The 16,778-nt window shown below is 32.3% G+C and carries 18 protein-coding genes; 13 read left to right on the top strand and 5 right to left on the bottom strand.

What is annotated here, in order from left to right; translation table 11 throughout:
* The first annotated feature begins 9 nt into the window (after positions 1-9).
* The 3 genes from M9Q43_RS11100 to M9Q43_RS11110 all read left to right on the top strand — a co-directional run bounded on the left by M9Q43_RS11100 (position 10) and on the right by M9Q43_RS11110 (position 3,304).
* On the top strand, positions 10-2,289 hold the full coding sequence (locus M9Q43_RS11100) for a M1 family metallopeptidase (protein ID WP_262318970.1): 2,280 nt from the start codon (positions 10-12) through the stop codon (positions 2,287-2,289).
* Between the two features lie 101 nt (positions 2,290-2,390).
* Positions 2,391-2,738 (top strand): Sec-independent protein translocase subunit TatA/TatB, encoded by a 348-nt coding sequence (locus tag M9Q43_RS11105; protein WP_262318971.1) that lies wholly within the window; start codon positions 2,391-2,393, stop codon positions 2,736-2,738.
* The gene (locus M9Q43_RS11110) at positions 2,738-3,304 is read left to right on the top strand and encodes a phosphatase PAP2 family protein (protein WP_262319060.1); all 567 of its coding nucleotides are present in this window, start codon (positions 2,738-2,740) and stop codon (positions 3,302-3,304) included. Before M9Q43_RS11105 ends, M9Q43_RS11110 begins: the two co-directional genes overlap by 1 nt.
* Here M9Q43_RS11110 and M9Q43_RS11115 read toward each other — a convergent pair.
* Positions 3,297-3,938, bottom strand: coding sequence for an O-methyltransferase (locus tag M9Q43_RS11115; protein WP_262318972.1), 642 nt, complete (start codon positions 3,936-3,938; stop codon positions 3,297-3,299). The genes M9Q43_RS11110 and M9Q43_RS11115 overlap by 8 nt on opposite strands.
* A gap of 72 nt (positions 3,939-4,010) precedes the next feature.
* On the opposite strand from M9Q43_RS11115, the gene rlmN reads away from it, so the two are divergent.
* From rlmN to dnaG, 6 genes are all read left to right on the top strand, one after another.
* A complete protein-coding gene (gene rlmN, locus M9Q43_RS11120; RefSeq protein ID WP_262318973.1) occupies positions 4,011-5,051 on the top strand; it encodes a 23S rRNA (adenine(2503)-C(2))-methyltransferase RlmN in 1,041 nt (346 codons plus the stop codon).
* Positions 5,052-5,135: 84 nt separating this feature from the next.
* On the top strand, positions 5,136-6,116 hold the full coding sequence (locus M9Q43_RS11125) for a polyprenyl synthetase family protein (RefSeq protein ID WP_262318974.1): 981 nt from the start codon (positions 5,136-5,138) through the stop codon (positions 6,114-6,116).
* 100 nt (positions 6,117-6,216) lie between these two features.
* Entirely contained in the window at positions 6,217-6,786 is a 570-nt protein-coding gene (locus M9Q43_RS11130; protein ID WP_262318975.1) for an RNA polymerase sigma factor, read from the top strand.
* Positions 6,773-7,456, top strand: coding sequence for a hypothetical protein (locus M9Q43_RS11135; protein ID WP_262318976.1), 684 nt, complete (start codon positions 6,773-6,775; stop codon positions 7,454-7,456). Before M9Q43_RS11130 ends, M9Q43_RS11135 begins: the two co-directional genes overlap by 14 nt.
* A 31-nt stretch (positions 7,457-7,487) precedes the next feature.
* Positions 7,488-8,603: a hypothetical protein gene (locus tag M9Q43_RS11140; protein WP_262318977.1), complete on the top strand. Its 1,116-nt coding sequence runs from the start codon at positions 7,488-7,490 to the stop codon at positions 8,601-8,603.
* 136 nt (positions 8,604-8,739) lie between these two features.
* The gene (dnaG, locus tag M9Q43_RS11145; protein ID WP_262318978.1) at positions 8,740-10,710 is read left to right on the top strand and encodes a DNA primase; all 1,971 of its coding nucleotides are present in this window, start codon (positions 8,740-8,742) and stop codon (positions 10,708-10,710) included.
* A 26-nt stretch (positions 10,711-10,736) separates the two neighbouring features.
* Here dnaG and M9Q43_RS11150 read toward each other — a convergent pair whose 3' ends face one another.
* Both M9Q43_RS11150 and nadE read right to left on the bottom strand, forming a co-directional pair.
* Positions 10,737-11,366, bottom strand: a complete 630-nt coding sequence (locus M9Q43_RS11150) for a response regulator transcription factor (protein ID WP_262318979.1) — start codon at positions 11,364-11,366, stop codon at positions 10,737-10,739.
* A gap of 79 nt (positions 11,367-11,445) precedes the next feature.
* Positions 11,446-12,252, bottom strand: coding sequence for an NAD(+) synthase (gene nadE / locus M9Q43_RS11155; RefSeq protein WP_262318980.1), 807 nt, complete (start codon positions 12,250-12,252; stop codon positions 11,446-11,448).
* A gap of 81 nt (positions 12,253-12,333) precedes the next feature.
* Here nadE and gldB point away from each other — a divergent pair, with 81 nt between their 5' ends.
* Together gldB and gldC are read left to right on the top strand one after the other, a co-directional pair.
* The gene (gene gldB / locus M9Q43_RS11160) at positions 12,334-13,296 is read left to right on the top strand and encodes a gliding motility lipoprotein GldB (RefSeq protein WP_262318981.1); all 963 of its coding nucleotides are present in this window, start codon (positions 12,334-12,336) and stop codon (positions 13,294-13,296) included.
* 2 nt (positions 13,297-13,298) lie between these two features.
* Positions 13,299-13,625: a gliding motility protein GldC gene (gene gldC / locus M9Q43_RS11165; protein ID WP_262318982.1), complete on the top strand. Its 327-nt coding sequence runs from the start codon at positions 13,299-13,301 to the stop codon at positions 13,623-13,625.
* Between the two features lie 51 nt (positions 13,626-13,676).
* Here gldC and yihA read toward each other — a convergent pair whose 3' ends face one another.
* Both yihA and M9Q43_RS11175 read right to left on the bottom strand, forming a co-directional pair.
* Positions 13,677-14,297 carry a ribosome biogenesis GTP-binding protein YihA/YsxC gene (gene yihA, locus M9Q43_RS11170; protein ID WP_194093230.1) on the bottom strand — a complete coding sequence of 207 codons (621 nt, stop codon included), beginning with the start codon at positions 14,295-14,297 and terminating at the stop codon, positions 13,677-13,679.
* Positions 14,298-14,333: 36 nt separating this feature from the next.
* Positions 14,334-15,089 carry an alpha/beta fold hydrolase gene (locus M9Q43_RS11175; protein WP_408611263.1) on the bottom strand — a complete coding sequence of 252 codons (756 nt, stop codon included), beginning with the start codon at positions 15,087-15,089 and terminating at the stop codon, positions 14,334-14,336.
* A gap of 335 nt (positions 15,090-15,424) precedes the next feature.
* On the opposite strand from M9Q43_RS11175, the gene mraZ reads away from it, so the two are divergent.
* Complete coding sequence (mraZ, locus tag M9Q43_RS11180; RefSeq protein ID WP_262318984.1) at positions 15,425-15,895, top strand: division/cell wall cluster transcriptional repressor MraZ; 471 nt, start codon at positions 15,425-15,427, stop codon at positions 15,893-15,895.
* Entirely contained in the window at positions 15,870-16,778 is a 909-nt protein-coding gene (gene rsmH / locus M9Q43_RS11185; protein WP_262318985.1) for a 16S rRNA (cytosine(1402)-N(4))-methyltransferase RsmH, read from the top strand. The genes mraZ and rsmH overlap by 26 nt, the downstream gene beginning before the upstream one ends.

A 16,778-nucleotide genomic window follows, 5' to 3' on the forward strand; every position in this document is an offset into this window, starting at 1 on the left:
CATTATATTATGAAAAATTCTATTGTTTTCAGTGCATTTTTATCTTTAGCAGTAGCTTTTGGCGCAACTGCCCAAGAAGTAAAACCAGAAGAAAAAAAGCAAGTACAAGGACATTATAATGAGAATAAATTTCGCCAAATGTATGATGAAATGGCAACTCCTAATATGTTCAGAACGGCTTCAGGTGCTCCCGGACCAGCTTATTATCAGCAAAAAGCAGATTACAAAATGAATCTGGAATTAGATGATAAAAACAAAAAATTATATGGTTCAGAAACCATTACATATCACAATAATTCGCCCGAAAATTTAGAATATTTATGGGTGCAATTAGAACAAAATATTGAAAGACCAGATTCTAAAACTCCTTTGGTAGAAAATGAAACACTTCCAAAAAGTATTACCACTGACGGATTTGTAAAAAAATTCGTTGAAAATCCTTTTCCTGGTGGATTTAATATTGACTATGTAAAAGATGCTAAAGGAAACGCAATGAAATACACAGTGAATCAAACTATGATGCGTATAGATTTGGCTAAACCATTAAAAAGCGGTGAAAAAATTACATTTTCAATCAAATGGTGGTACAATATTGTAAATTATCAAGAGCAAGCAAACAATGGTCGTTCTGGTTATGAACAATTTAAAGACGGAAATCGCTTGTATGTTATGGCACAGTTTTTCCCAAGAATGGCAGTTTATAATGATGTTGAAGGTTGGCAAAATATGCAATTTTGGGGAAGAGGCGAATTTGCTTTAGTTTTTGGTGATTATGAAGTAAATATTACAGTTCCTGCTGACCACGTAATGGAAGCTACAGGAGTATTACAAAACAGAAGCGAAGTTTTTACACCAGCTCAAGTAAAACGATGGGAATTAGCTGAAAAAACATTTGATAAACCAGTTATTATTGTAACACAAGAAGAAGCAGTTGCAAAAGAAAGCAGTTTTTCTGACCAAAAGAAGACATGGAAATTTAAAGCACAAAATGTACGTGATTTTGGGTTTTCAACTTCAAGAAAATTTATAATTGATGCAATGGCAGTTGATTTACCGACAAATAAACCATTGGCTATTTCTATTTATCCAAAAGAAGCAAATCCACTTTGGGGAGATTTATCAACAAAAGCAGTTGCTCACACCTTAAAAACATATTCTCATTATACATTTGATTATCCGTATACAAAAGCAGTTTCAGTTTCTGCAGAAGACCAAGGAATGGAATATCCAATGATTTGTTGGAACTACGGTCGTCCAGATGAAACGGGATTTGTAAGCGACAGAATTAAATATGGAATGTTAGGTGTAATTATCCACGAAGTTGGGCATAATTTCTTTCCAATGATTGTAAATTCAGACGAAAGACAATGGACTTGGATGGACGAAGGACTAAACACTTTCCTGGAGTATTTAACTGAAACATCATTTGATCCAAACTTTCCTGCAACGCGTGGACCAGCAAAAAATATTGTTCCTTATATGAAAGGAAACCAACAATATTTAGAGCCAATTATGTCAAACTCTGAAAATATTTATAATTTTGGAGCCAACGCATACGGAAAACCAGCTACAGGTTTAAATATTTTAAGAGAAACCATTATGGGTCACGAATTGTTTGACCACGCTTTCAAAACCTATGCAAACCGTTGGAAATTTAAGCATCCTACACCAGAAGATTTCTTTAGAACAATGGAAGATGCATCTGCGGTAGATTTAGATTGGTTTTGGAGAGGTTGGTTCTATTCAACAGACGTTACTGATATTGCAGTGAAAGATGTGAAACAATATTATGTTATTGAGCAAGATCCAAAAGAAGCAAAAGCACAATTCAATAGAAGAGGAAGAAAAATTGGTGATGAAAATCAACCGATGTTGAAAATGGTTTTAGAAAGTTCTACAGAATTTAAACCAGAATTAAAAAATGGTTTTGATTATTCTAAAGTTCAAGCATTAAATGATTATTTGAATAAAAACTATACTGCAGAAGAAATCAGTAAACTAAGTGCTCCTAAGTTTTTCTACGAAGTAGAATTTGCAAAACCTGGAGGATTGATTATGCCAATTATCGTAGAACTTCAGTTTGAAGATGGAACTTCAGAAACTCAAAAATTTCCAGCTCAAATTTGGAGAAAAAATAATGAAACGGCTAAACGAGTTTTCGCTACAGAAAAGAAAGTAGTAAAAATTCAATTGGATCCAAAATTAGAAACAGCTGATGTGGATGTAACCAATAACTTTTGGCCAAATGAAGTAGTCGAATCAAAATTTGATACTTTGGAGAAAAAATAAGAATTAAAGACTATCCTCGGATAGTCTTTTTTTTGATTACTTTAAGATAAATAGGTCTAAAAACTTTGTAACTTTGCGAAGTTAACTTTCAAAATTAAATTATGTTTGGAATAGGTGGCGGTGAATTATTTTTCATCATTTTAGTTGTTTTAATGCTATTTGGATCTGATAAGATTCCAGATATTGCTCGTGCTTTAGGAAAAGGTATGGCACAATTAAAAAACGCTACTAACGAAATTAAAAGCGAAATTCAAAACGGAGCAAAAGACAGCGGTTTAGATATGAATACCTTAACAGGTGGAATTTCAGAGGAAATCAACAAAGCCAAAGAAGGTATTAATAAAATGGTAAATCCAGTTGAAAATATTGATTTAAGCATCGAAAATCCGATAGAAAAAGTACAAGAAGATATTGAAACCATTACTGGACCTATTAAAAGACAATTGTAATTTTGGAACAGTTAGTTAATTTAGATAAAGAATTATTTGTTTTCCTAAACGGATTAGGTGCAACACCTTTTGATGCTTTTTGGCAAATTATTACTAAACAAATTAATTGGGCTCCATTTTTTATTGCGGTTTTCTATTTATTACAACGAAAAATAGGATGGAAAAATTTAGGAATCATCATTCTTTTTTTAGCTGTTTTAATCACATTTACCGACCAAATTACAAATTTATTCAAAAACACTTTTGAACGTTTACGACCTTGTAATGATATAGATGTCAATCAAATTGCACGAATAGTTGAAGAAAGAAGTTCGTTTAGTTTTTTCTCTGGTCATGCCGCCAATTCAATGGCTTCCACTATGTTTGTTTTTTTAATTATTAGAAAATTTTATAAGCACACTTATTTATTATTCTTGTTTCCACTAATATTTGCATATAGTAGGATTTATCTTGGATTGCACTTTCCAGGCGATATTTTAACAGGGTATTTATTTGGAGGAACTTTTGGTTTTATGTTTTATAAATCGTACATGTTTTTTGGAAAAAAGTACAATTTTATTAAATAACACGACTAACAGTCAAACCATCACGAATAGGTAACAAAACCGTTTCTACTCTGGGATCTTCTTTTAAAAGCTTATTGTATTCTAATAAAACTTGTGTGCTCGTATCGTTTGCTTTTACTTCTTCCAATACTTTTCCGCTCCACAACACATTATCGGATAAAATAATACCACCTTTATTCATCATCGGCACAATCAAATGAAAATAATTCACATAATTTTCTTTATCGGCATCAATGAAAACCAAATCAAATTTTTTATTTAATGTTGGAATAATTTCAATGGCATCTCCTAAATGTTGGATAATTTGTGTACTCCATGGCGAAGCATCAAAATATTTTTTCTGAAAATCAACTAATTCTTCTTCGATATCAATAGTGTCTAAAGTGCCTTTTTCAGGCAAACCTTCTGCCAAACACAAAGCTGCATAACCTGTATATGTTCCAATTTCAAGAATATGTGTTGGACGAATAATTTTGGATAACATACTCAAAACTCTACCTTGAAAATGACCGCTCAACATTCTTGGTTGCAGAATTTTCTGATGCGTTTCTTTATTAAGTTTTGCTAATAATTCAGGCTCATTTTCTGAATGATTGGCAACATAATCTTCTAAATCTTCTGATATAAAATGCATGATGAAATCAAATTTCGACAAAAATACGAATTAAGAATTAAACGAATTAACATTTTAACCTAACTTTGCACCATGCAAATCGAGAAAAAAGACATACGAGCACTTACAAAAGAACAATTGCGTAACTTTTTTGTTTCTAACGGAGACAAAGCGTTTCGCGGCAATCAAGTTTACGAATGGTTGTGGCAAAAACGCGCTCATACTTTCGAGGATATGACTAATGTTTCTAAAGAAACGCGCGCTATGTTAGAAGCTAATTTTGTAATCAATCACATAAAAGTGGATACCTTACAACGTAGTGAAGATGGTACTGTTAAAAATGCCGTTCGTTTGCACGATGACTTAATTGTAGAATCGGTTTTGATTCCTACTGAAACTCGAACGACAGCTTGTGTTTCTTCGCAAGTAGGTTGTAGTTTAGATTGTAATTTTTGTGCAACCGCTCGATTAAAACGAATGCGTAACTTGGAACCAGGAGAAATTTACGACCAAGTGGCTGCAATTGATAACGAAAGCCGTTTATATTACGACCGACCTTTATCGAATATTGTTTTTATGGGAATGGGTGAGCCTTTAATGAATTATCCAAACGTAATGAAAGCGATTGATATGATTACGTCTAGCGAAGGTTTGGGAATGTCACCAAAAAGAATCACAGTTTCCACTTCTGGAATTCCGAAAATGATTAAAAAAATGGCAGATGATGAAGTGAAATTCAAATTAGCTGTTTCATTGCATTCTGCTGTGGAGGAAATTCGTAACGAAATTATGCCATTTACCAAAAATTTTCCTTTAACTGATTTGCGTGAAAGTTTAGAATATTGGTACAGAAAAACCAAAAGCAAAGTTACCTACGAATACGTAGTTTGGAAAGGAATCAATGACGATAAAAAGTCGATTGACGCTTTGGTAAAATTCTGTAAATATGTTCCTTGTAAAGTTAATCTTATCGAGTATAATCCTATAGATGACGGCATGTTTCAACAAGCCTCTGAAGAAGCTACAAACGCTTACATAACTGCTCTAGCAAAAAGTAATATTGTAGCAAAAGTGAGAAGAAGTCGTGGAAAAGATATTGATGCGGCTTGTGGACAATTAGCGAATAAATCTTAATTTTTTCTTTTTTTGTCATTCTGAACTTGTTTCAGAATCTAAATCTTTGGCTTTAGCAATTGTTTTCGTACTTTTGATACCTCAATGAAAATAACCGAACAAATAAAGCTACCTATCGCAAATGAAATGGAACTCTTTGAAGAGAAGTTTCGCGATTCCATGTCTTCAAAAGTGGCTTTATTAAACAGAATTACCCATTACATAGTAAATCGAAAGGGAAAACAAATGCGACCAATGTTTGTTTTCTTAACGGCTAAAATGGTTTCGGGCGGTTCCATTAACGAGCGAACATATCGTGGTGCTTCGGTTATTGAACTAATTCATACCGCAACTTTAGTGCATGATGATGTTGTAGATGACAGCAACAAACGTCGTGGATTTTTCTCTTTAAATGCCCTTTGGAAAAATAAAATCGCGGTTTTAGTTGGCGATTATTTATTATCAAAAGGCTTATTGCTTTCTATTGATAATAACGATTTTGATTTGTTAAAAATAATTTCAGTAGCCGTTCGTGAAATGAGTGAAGGTGAATTACTTCAAATCGAAAAAGCTAGAAGATTAGACATTACCGAAGATATTTACTACGAAATCATCCGACAAAAAACTGCGACTTTAATTGCAGCTTGCTGTTCACTCGGAGCTTGTTCTGTGGCTCCAGAAGATAAAGATGTGGTCGAGAAAATGCGAAAATTTGGAGAGCTTATCGGAATGGCGTTCCAAATCAAAGATGATTTATTCGATTACACCGATGATGCCATTGGAAAACCAACAGGAATCGACATCAAAGAACAAAAAATGACATTGCCTTTGATTTATGCTTTGAATAATTGTTCGCCTAAAGAAAAAAGTTGGGTAATCAATTCGGTAAAAAACTACAATAAAGACAAAAAGCGCGTCAAAGAAGTTATCCAATTTGTAAAAGACAAAAACGGATTAACGTACGCCGAAGAAAAAATGGTGCAATTTCAACAAGAAGCACTTTCATTATTACAAGATTTTCCAACATCTACTTATAAAGATTCTCTTATTTTAATGGTAAATTACGTTATTGAAAGAAAAAAATAATTTTTTTCTCATTTCATACAACCATTTTAAACGCATTCTCGTCTATGTTTATAGAAGAGTATTTTACTGAACACTAAAAACTGAACACTGAACACTTTTTATGAAAGTTATCCAGTTACATCAAGAAGAAAAACAACTTATTATGTTGGCTGTCGAAAACAATCGACAAGCACAACAGCAGATTTATGCTAAGTTTTCTTCCAAAATGTTAAGTGTGTGTCGCCAATACATAAAAGACATTCACCATGCAGAAGATGTAATGATTACCGGATTTATGAAAGTGTTTACGAATCTGAAAAATTTTGAACACAAAGGTAGTTTTGAAGGTTGGATTCGCAGAATTATGATTTATGAATGCATCGATTTTCTTCGGGTGAAAAAGAATAATTTCAATCACCAAGATATAGATGATGTTACGGTAAGTGAGAATGAATCGGTTTATGAAATGGAAGATTTTTCGGTAGATGACATTCAAAATATGATTGATAATTTGCCCGATGGTTATAAAATGGTGTTTAATTTATATGCGATTGAAGGCTACAAACATCAGGAAATAGCCGAAATGCTCAAAATAAGTGAAGGAACATCAAAATCACAATTATCACACGCCCGAAAGTTATTGCAACAACAAATCACCGACTTAAAAAACAAATTAAATGGAACCAAATAAAATAGATAATCAAATAAGAGAAAAGCTGAATGCAAGAGAAGTTCAGCCATCAGCTCAAGCTTGGGATCGATTGGATGCGATGCTTACGGTTTCAGAAGAAAAAAAGCCAAAAAAAGGTTACGGATGGTTTTTTGTAGCTGCTTCTACGATACTTTTTTTTGGATTGGGATTTTTCCTTTTCAATTCAAACGAAACAACAGAAATTAATAATTCAACACCAATTGTAACAACTATTAACGAAGAAATTGATTCAGCTAAAACGACTAAAATAAATCAGATTTCTGTTGAAAAAGAGCAGCCTGTTTTAGTTCAAAATGAAACAAATTTTTCAAAAACGGAAAAAAATAAAAAATCAGAAGTAAGTAAGGAATTGATAAAAGGAGAAAATGTAACAGATGAAAAGATTGCTTCCAACTCCCAACTCCCAACTCCCAACTCATACAAATACGTTTTGCCAGAAAATTTATTAGCCGAAGTTCAAACAGGAGAAAAAGTGATTACTTCAGATAAAAAAATAAGTCCAAAAGCTAAAATGAAAGTAGATGCTAATTCATTGTTAACAACCGTTGAAAAAGAATTAGACGAAAATCACAGAGAAACTACTTTAGATAAATTAAATAGAAAGTTTAAAGATGCTAAATCAGCTTTAGCGAATAGAAATTACGAATAATAAATCATCATTAATTAAAAATCAAACAGTCATGCAAAAAATTATTTTGTACACCATCGTTATGGTGTTTAGTTTACTAACGAAAGCAGTTGCGCAGGAAAAAACTTTTGAACACCAAGCCAAGGAAATTGCGAATAACATTGAAATGATTACCACTGAAGAGAAAAACGCTTTAAAAAAAGAAGTTGAAGCTATCGATTTACAGGTAAAAGAAGGAAAAATTCCTACCGAAAAAGCACAAGAATTAAAATTGAAAATTGCAGAAGAGCGCGCAAAAAATATCGAAACTAAAGTAGCTATTGAAGAAGCTAAATTAGCACAATTGGTTCAAGACAAAGTAGACGGAAAAGTTTTAAATTCTGATGAAAAACCAAAAAGAGGAGGCACAATGATTGTTTTGGGTAGTAATTCAAAGGATTCAATTGGAGAAAATAGAACCGAAATCAACTTAGGTTCCATGAAAATTTACAATGGTGAAAAAGATAAAGCCGAAAGAAGATCAAAAAGAACTACATCACAATTTGTTTTTGCATTTGGTTTAAATAATGTAATTACCGATGGTGAAAACTTAGAAGATTCTGATTATAGAGTTTGGGGTTCGCATTTTTACGAATGGGGAGTTACTTATAATTCAAGAATTTTCAAAAACAATAATTTGCTTCACGCTAAGTACGGACTTTCATTAATGTATAACAATCTTCGTCCAACGGATAATCGTTATTTCGTAAAAAATGGTAATCAAACAGATTTAGTTACATCAACTATAAAATTGGATGATTCTCGTTTTAGAAATGTGTATTTAACAGCGCCATTACATTTAGAATTCGATTTTACACCAAAAAAACTTTCAAAAGACGGAACAAAAACATACTTCAGAACACACGAGTCAGTTCGATTAGGAATTGGAGGTTATGGAGGCGTTCGCATCAAGTCAAAACAAATTTTAAAATACGAAGCAGACGACATTAAAGTAAAAGAAAAACAAAAAGGAGATTTCAATGTTTCTGACCTTACATACGGGTTAAGCGCTTATTTAGGATATGGTCAAACTAGTCTATATGTTAAATATGACTTAAATCCGATGTTCAAGAACAATAATATAGATCAAAACAACGTTTCATTAGGATTACGCTTTGATTTTAATTAAATTTAGGGTTAAGTTAAGTTCTCTGTTTAAAAAAGCACTTCAGCTATATGAAGTGCTTTTTTTGTTTTCATAAGTTTTTTTGCGGATTAACTTTACAACTTTGTATCTTTGAAACTTTCCAAAATAAAACTGCAATTTGATATCAAAAGACACCATAGAAAAAGTATTTGAAACCGCCCGAGTTGAGGAGGTTATTGGTGATTTTGTACAACTCAAACGTGCAGGAAGTAATTTGAAAGGATTAAGTCCGTTTGTGAACGAGAAATCGCCTTCGTTTATGGTTTCTCCAGTAAAGCAAATTTGGAAAGATTTCTCCTCCGGAAAAGGCGGAAATGCAGTGACTTTCTTAATGGAACACGAACATTTCACCTATCCAGAAGCCATTAAATATTTAGCGGTAAAATACAATATCGAGATTGAAGAAACAGTTCAGTCAGATGAGGATGTTGCGCAAGCGAATGAAAAGGAAAGTATGTATTTGGTTTCCGAATTCGCGCAAAAATATTTTCATCACACTTTATTGGAAACCGAAGAAGGAAAAGCCATCGGATTATCGTATTTTAAAGAACGTGGTTTTACTTCTGAAACAATTAAGAAATTCGGATTAGGATATTCGCCAGAAACTTGGGATGCTTTTACCAAAGAAGCACTCGGAAAAGGCTATAAATTGGAATATTTAGACAAAACCGGACTTTCCATTGTTAAGGAAGACAAACAATTCGACCGTTTTAAAGGTCGAGTGATGTTTCCAATTCAAAGTATGAGTGGTCGTGTTTTGGGTTTTGGAGGTCGTATTTTGACCAATGATAAAAAAGCTGCAAAATACCTGAATTCGCCCGAAAGTGATATTTACCACAAGAGTAAAGTTTTATACGGAATTTTCCATGCGAAGCAATCCATCGCTAAGCTGAATAATTGTTATTTAGTAGAAGGTTATACTGATGTTATCCAAATGCATCAAGCCGGAATTGAAAACGTAGTTGCTTCTTCTGGAACTGCTTTAACTCCTGATCAAATTCGTTTAATTAATCGCTTAACGCCAAATATTACCGTGCTTTTTGATGGTGATGCAGCCGGACTTCGTGCTTCTATTCGTGGAATTGATTTGATTTTGGAAGCTGGAATGAACGTAAAAGTGTGTACGTTTCCTGATGGCGATGACCCAGATAGTTTTGCTCGAAAAACGTCTTATGAAGATTTATTGCACTATTTCGATGAAAACGCCAAAGATTTCATTCAGTTCAAAGCGTCTTTATTGATGCAAGAAGCTAAGAATGATCCAATTAAAAAAGCAGATTTGATTCGCGATATGGTCATCAGTATTTCAAAAATTCCAGACCGAATTAAAAGAGAAGTATATATTAAGGAATGTTCTAGAATCATGGATATTTCCGAAGATGTGCTTTTTAATACGTTAGCGCAATTAGTCAAAAAGGATTTATCGGAAGCTAATAAACAATACAAAGAGGAACAAAAAGCTTTTGAAGTTGTTAAGAATGATATTGCTGAAGTCCAAAAAATTGATAATTTATATGAGATAGAGAGAAGATTAATAAAAATTCTTATCAAGTATGGTAATCATTCTATTGAAATTCAAGATTTGATATTAGTTGATGATATTGAAGATGGAAAAACAGAAGTAGAAGTACTCAATAAATATTTGGTTTTTCAGAAGATTTACATGAGTTTAATAGAAGATGAGCTTGAGTTTTCAAATGAGTTATTTAAAAGAATATATAGCTTGTTTATAAGTCATATACAGATAAATTATGAAAGTTTTGAAATTGATAGTTTTTTAAAGGAAGTTGAAGAAGATTTGATAAATGAAATCGTGGGCTTGTCATTAGAAGATGAGGTGGAACATTTACATAAGTGGGATACTCAACAAATACATGTAAAACAAAAAATTGAATCTTTGAGTGACTATGTAAATGAAACCTTGATGGATTATAGATGGTTAATTTTGGGTAGACTTATTGAGGACTTAAAGTATAAAACAAGTATAGAATCTGATAATACCGAAATAATTAGAGAAGTTATGGACTATATTGGTCTAATTGAAAAAATTTCTCTGAAATTAAATAGAATCAGAGTTAATTTTAATTAAGATTAGACCAATATTTTTGATTGGTTTTAAATCACATCTAAATCCTTCGCTTTTTTCAATAAATCTACTAAGTTAGTCACACCTAATTTAGCTAAAAGGCGTAATTTGTAAGTGCTAATTGTTTTTTCGTCTAAACCTAAAATTTGAGCCACTTCTTTGTTTTTTTTGCCATCATTTAAATAGCGAAGCACTTCAATTTCTCTGGTAGATAATTTTTTGAACAAGCGTTCTGATTTTTTTCCTTTGCTAAGAAGTTCAATACTTTTTTTAACAACATCACTAAAAACAACTGAACCATCAACAACTCTTGAGAGTGTGTTTTCGACTTCTTTTAATTCAGAATTTTTAGAAATATAGGCCGAAACACCAGCCTTTATAGCTGTAGGAGCATACATTTGTTCAGAAACAGAAGTAAATAAAACAATTTTTGTTTCTGGAAAATCCTTTAATAAACTTTTAATATCTCTAATGCTCGAAAGACCATTCAGTTCTACATCAAGCAAAAGAATGTTGATTTTTTTAGAATTCAATTCACTTAAAAGAGATTCTAAATTTTTAGCAACAGACGTAACTTCAAATTTAGAGTTTCCTTGGAAATAAGCTTGTAAGCCTTTGGTTACAACTGGTAAACTATCTGCTATACATATCTTAGTCATAATTTTAAAAATTATATTTGGGGTAGTTAATTTAACAAAGTTAATTAAAAAATATAATTTCTTGTTAATTATTTGATATTTATTTTAAATTTTTAGGAATTTCGCAAACTGGTATTGGATTCATTTTGTGTTGATTGATGGTGTTAAGTCTTTTGTAAATTGAAAAAACATGGGCATCTCTTCCTGAAAAATCTTCCACTTTTTTGCCGTTTTCCATTTGCAACATTGCCCATTCTAACTCATCGTAATTCGCACCAATTTGATCTTCATCGCTTCGGTCGTCTCCAAATAAACCATCAGTGGGTTTCGCCTTTAAAATGCTTTCGGGAACTTTTAAAAATGTAGCAAGTTGTCGCACTTCACTTTTCATTAGATCAGCAATTGGGCTAATATCTACACCACCGTCGCCATATTTTGTGAAAAAACCTACGCCAAAATCTTCTACTTTATTTCCGGTTCCTGCAACTAAAAATCCGTGTAGGCCTGCAAAATAATATAAAGTCGTCATCCGTAAACGCGCACGAGTATTAGCCAAAGACAAATTTAAAATCGCTTCATTTTCTGAAGAAGGAACTTGATTTTTGAACGTTTCGAAAACGGGAGTTAAATCGGCTCTTTCGTTAAAAACATTTTGAAAACGATTTTTTAATTGGTCAATATGTTCGTTGGCTCTATTTACATGACTTTCCGCTTGATGAATAGGCATTTCTACACATAAAGTAGGTAAACCAGTTTGTGCACAAAGCGTTGAGGTTAATGCGCTGTCAATTCCTCCTGAAATTCCCACAACAAAACCCTTTACTTTTGCGTTAGTAGCATAATCAAGCAACCATTTAACAATATGTTGATTTATTTTTTCGGACTGAAATGTAGTAGAATTTGTCATTTTTTTATGAAAATTTATGAGTCGATAACTGTATATTTGCAACCAATTTTAGTTTTGATAAAAATATAAAAAATACCTCAAATGAAGCAATTATTAACCATACTTATTGCAGTTTCTTTATTTTCATGTAGAGATGAAAGTAAAGTTGAAGAAGCAGTAGCACAAATTCCTGTAGAATTCAAAGTTGAGCGTTTTGATCAAGTTTTCTGGGGTTCAAAACCAGAGGAATTGCCTTCAATTAAAGCAAAATATCCATTCTTTTTCCCAGAAGGAAATCCTGATTCGGTTTGGGTCAACAAATTAAAAAACCCATTATTGAAAGAACTTTATCAAGAAGTTCAAATGAAATATCCAAAATTAGGAAAAATCGAAACCGACATGGAAAAGTTGTTTGCGCATGTACAATATTATTTTCCAAAATACAAAACCCCTCGTGTAATTACTCTAATTAATGAAGTAGATACAGATGGGCGAGTTTTTTATGTAGATACGTTGGCTTTGGTTTCGCTAGATTGTTATTTGGGGAAAGATCACCGTTTTTATGTCGATTTTCCTGAATTTAAGAAATTTGAATTTGAAGAAAATCAGATTTTACCAAATTTAGTTTCTAGTTTTTGTTATGGAAAAATAGCGGCTCCAACAGATAGGACATTACTTTCTGCAATGATTTATTATGGAAAAGAATTGTACATGAAAGATAAATTAATTCCAGAATATTCTGACGCAGATAAAATGGGCTACACCGATTTGCAACTAAAATTTTGTCAGGAAAACGAATATTACATGTGGAGTAATTTAGTAGAAAATAAATTATTATACGATTCCAATCCTAAAAATGAGCAACGTTTTATAAATCCAGCTCCGTTTTCTAAATTTTATTTAGAAATGGATAATCAAATTCCAGGAAGAGTTGGGCAATGGTTAGGTTGGCAAATTGTTAGAAGTTACATGGAAAATAACGATGATGTAACTTTACAAGAATTATTAGCAATGGATGCAAAAACGATTTTCGATAACTCAAAATACAAACCAAAGAAGCAATAAATATGAAAACATCAGATATAAAAATTACCGTAGGTTTAGACGAAAATAACGTTCCTGATAAATTGTTATGGACAGCTCAAGATGGCGGAATTGAGCAAGAAGAAGCAAAAGCGTTATTATTATCAGTTTGGGATAGCAAAGCAAAAGAAACGCTTCGTATTGATTTATGGACAAAAGATATGCCAGTAGATGAAATGAAGCAATTTTTTCATCAAACATTAGTAGCAATGGCAGATACCTTTCAACGCGCTACTGCCGATGAAAAAATGTCGGATACCATGCGCGATTTCTGTGATTATTTCGCCGAAAAAATGGAATTAAAAGCATAATAAAAAAGCCACTAACGTTTAATTAGTGGCTTTTTTATTTGGTATCTGTTTTTAAACAAATCCATTATCTTTAAAAATATCTTCATTAATTTGATTGATATATTCTAAAATTCCTTCTCTTCCAATTGCTTCCAATGATGAAGTTACAAAATAAGGAGGCATTTCGGCCCAATCGCCAGCTAACAATTGTTTCTTATATGCTTCCACGTGATTGTTGACTTTGTTTTTCCCAAGTTTATCCGATTTGGTAAAAATAATCGCAAACGGAATTTCGCTTTCGCCTAAATATTCCATGAATTCCAAATCAATTTTTTGAGCTTCTAATCGGATGTCTATTAAAACAAAGGCACAAACTAATTGCTCTCTTTGTTCAAAATAATCCATAATAAATTGCTGGAAAACGGCTTTAGTTTTCTTAGAAACTCGTGCATAACCATAACCAGGTAAATCCACTAAAAACCAATTATTATTGATTTTAAAGTGATTGATTAATTGCGTTTTTCCTGGTTTTGATGATGTCTTTGCCAAATTTTTATGGTTCGTCAACATGTTAATCAATGATGATTTTCCTACATTGGAACGACCAATAAAAGCGTATTCAGGTAAGCGGTCTTTCGGGCACTTATCTACTTCTGAATTACTAATTACGAATTCGGCGGTATTAATTTTCATATGCTATAAAATAAAATTCCCCAAAAAGGGGAACTATTATAAATTCTTCTTTTGTAACCAATCAAACAAAATTTGATTGAATTCATCTGGATGCTCCATCATAGCAGCGTGTCCACATTTATCAATCCAAAATAATTCCGAATTTGGTAATAATTTATCAAACTCTTCGGCTACATTTGGTGGTGTTACTTTATCATTTCTTCCCCAAATAATACAAGTTGGAGTAGTCATTTTTGGTAAATCTTTTGCCATGTTATGACGAATAGCACTCTTTGCAATTGTTAAAGTTTTAATCAACTTAATTCTGTCGTTAACCGTTGCAAAAACTTCATCAACAATTTCTTTAGTTGCTATTTCTGGATTATAAAAAACGTCTTCGGCTTTCTTTTTAATGTATTCATAATCACCACGTTTTGGGTAACTTTCACCCATTCCGCTTTCATATAAACCTGAACTTCCTGTAATCACTAATGCTTTTACAAGTTCTGGATACATTTTAGTGAAATACAATCCAATGTGTCCGCCTAACGAGTTTCCCACAAGAATAACTTGATCAAATCCTTTATGAACAAAAAAGTCTTTAACAAATTTTGAAAAGGCTTTAACGTTGGTTTTTAAAATGTTTTGCGTGTAAATTGGTAATTCAGGAATCACCACTTTGTATCCTTTAGGAGGAAAAAAATTAGCCACACCATCAAAATTACTTAGGCCGCCCATTAAACCATGAAGAATGATTATTGGGGTTCCTTCGCCAGCTTCAAAATAGGTGTATTTTTTTTCTTTTCTTAACATAAATTCCACTTAAGGTATTAGTTCTAATGATTGACAAATATACTATTTTATTAAAGAATGAAAAGAAAAATTTAACAGAGTTGTTTTTAAATTTTTGAAGCTTGTAAAATGTTAGTTATCAACAATTTTAATGGTTTTTTACTGGAAAAGGATGAAATATTAGATTTTCATTTTTCTGCTGAAATTCTCCTTAATTATTGATTTTGCAAATATTCTTTTGTTAAAAGTGGTAAAGTGACTTTTGAAATCTAAAAACTTATTAACAAAGTGGTAGTTTGTGGTAAAAAGTGGTAAAATTTTTCTAAATTTGTCCTTATTCTAATCGAAATAAAAAATTGAAAACACTAATCGGAACATACGAATGTAAAGTGGATGCCAAAGGAAGGCTGATGCTACCTACGTCGCTAAAGAAACAATTGGGTTCTTTGGAGGAAGGTTTCGTGTTGAAGCGTTCGGTTTTTCAGCCTTGTTTGGAGTTGTTTCCAATGAGCGAATGGAATAAAATGATGTTGAAAATCAATAAGCTAAATCGTTTTGTGAAAAAGAACAACGATTTTATCAGAAGATTTACAGCGGGAGTTAAAATGGTAGAGATTGATGCAACAGGACGGCTTTTAATTCCGAAAGATTTAGTGGTTTTTGCTCAAATTGATAAAGATATTGTGTTGAATTCAGTGATTAATATCATCGAAATTTGGGATAAAGATAAATATGAAAATGCGATTGAAAACGCTGTTGGTGATTTCGCAGATTTGGCAGAAGAAGTAATGGGTAATTTTAATGACGACGAAGATGGAATATCATAATCCAGTATTGTTAAAAGAAACAGTTGATGGATTGAATATTCGTCCTGATGGTGTGTATGTGGATGTTACTTTTGGTGGTGGCGGTCACTCTAGAGAAATTATGAGTCGTTTAGGTGAAAACGGAAAATTATTCGCTTTTGACCAAGATTTAGATGCTTTGAAAAACGCTATTGATGACGAGCGATTTACTTTAATCAATGAAAATTTCAGATTCATAAAACGTTTTTTACGTTTCCATGGAATCAAGCAAGTAGATGGGATTTTAGCTGATTTAGGAGTTTCATCGCACCAATTTGATGTAGCAGAAAGAGGTTTTTCTACCCGTTTTGATGCCGAATTGGATATGCGAATGAATCAAAAAGGCGACATCAGTGCGTATCATGTAGTAAACGAATACGACGAACAAGATATTGCTAGAGTTTTGTTTGATTACGGTGAATTAAAAAATGCTAGAGCTATGGCAAACGTAATTGTAACGGCTCGAAAAGATAAAGAAATCAGGAATTCTGACGAATTAAAAAAAGTACTGGCTAAGTTTTTACCAGGACATAAAAGCAATAAAATTTTAGCTCAAATATACCAAGCCATTCGTATTGAAGTCAATCAGGAAATGGATGTATTGAAAGAATTCCTAGAACAATCATTAGAAATTCTTAAGCCAGGCGGAAGATTGAGTGTTATCTCATATCACTCATTAGAAGATAGATTGGTAAAACGCTTTGTAAAAAATGGCATGTTTGAAGGAGAACCTGAACGTGATTTCTTCGGAAATTTTGAAGTTCCTTTTAAAACTATCGAAAAACTAATCGTACCATCAGAAGAAGAAATTGCGATCAACAATAGAGCAAGAAGCGCAAAATTAAGAGTAGCAGAAAAAATATAA

Source organism: Flavobacterium odoriferum (assembly GCF_025499515.1).
GTDB lineage: Bacteria > Bacteroidota > Bacteroidia > Flavobacteriales > Flavobacteriaceae > Flavobacterium > Flavobacterium odoriferum.

Excerpts from the sequence above, each read along its gene's own strand:
- M9Q43_RS11100 (WP_262318970.1), top strand. The coding sequence starts at position 10 with ATGAAAAATTCTATTGTTTTCAGTGCATTTTTATCTTTAGCAGTAGCT.
- M9Q43_RS11105 (WP_262318971.1), top strand. The coding sequence starts at position 2,391 with ATGTTTGGAATAGGTGGCGGTGAATTATTTTTCATCATTTTAGTTGTT.
- M9Q43_RS11115 (WP_262318972.1), bottom strand. The coding sequence starts at position 3,938 with ATGCATTTTATATCAGAAGATTTAGAAGATTATGTTGCCAATCATTCA.
- rlmN (WP_262318973.1), top strand. The coding sequence starts at position 4,011 with ATGCAAATCGAGAAAAAAGACATACGAGCACTTACAAAAGAACAATTG.
- M9Q43_RS11125 (WP_262318974.1), top strand. The coding sequence starts at position 5,136 with ATGAAAATAACCGAACAAATAAAGCTACCTATCGCAAATGAAATGGAA.
- M9Q43_RS11130 (WP_262318975.1), top strand. The coding sequence starts at position 6,217 with ATGAAAGTTATCCAGTTACATCAAGAAGAAAAACAACTTATTATGTTG.
- M9Q43_RS11135 (WP_262318976.1), top strand. The coding sequence starts at position 6,773 with ATGGAACCAAATAAAATAGATAATCAAATAAGAGAAAAGCTGAATGCA.
- M9Q43_RS11140 (WP_262318977.1), top strand. The coding sequence starts at position 7,488 with ATGCAAAAAATTATTTTGTACACCATCGTTATGGTGTTTAGTTTACTA.
- M9Q43_RS11150 (WP_262318979.1), bottom strand. The coding sequence starts at position 11,366 with ATGACTAAGATATGTATAGCAGATAGTTTACCAGTTGTAACCAAAGGC.
- nadE (WP_262318980.1), bottom strand. The coding sequence starts at position 12,252 with ATGACAAATTCTACTACATTTCAGTCCGAAAAAATAAATCAACATATT.
- gldB (WP_262318981.1), top strand. The coding sequence starts at position 12,334 with ATGAAGCAATTATTAACCATACTTATTGCAGTTTCTTTATTTTCATGT.
- gldC (WP_262318982.1), top strand. The coding sequence starts at position 13,299 with ATGAAAACATCAGATATAAAAATTACCGTAGGTTTAGACGAAAATAAC.
- yihA (WP_194093230.1), bottom strand. The coding sequence starts at position 14,297 with ATGAAAATTAATACCGCCGAATTCGTAATTAGTAATTCAGAAGTAGAT.
- M9Q43_RS11175 (WP_408611263.1), bottom strand. The coding sequence starts at position 15,089 with ATGTTAAGAAAAGAAAAAAAATACACCTATTTTGAAGCTGGCGAAGGA.
- rsmH (WP_262318985.1), top strand. The coding sequence starts at position 15,870 with ATGACGACGAAGATGGAATATCATAATCCAGTATTGTTAAAAGAAACA.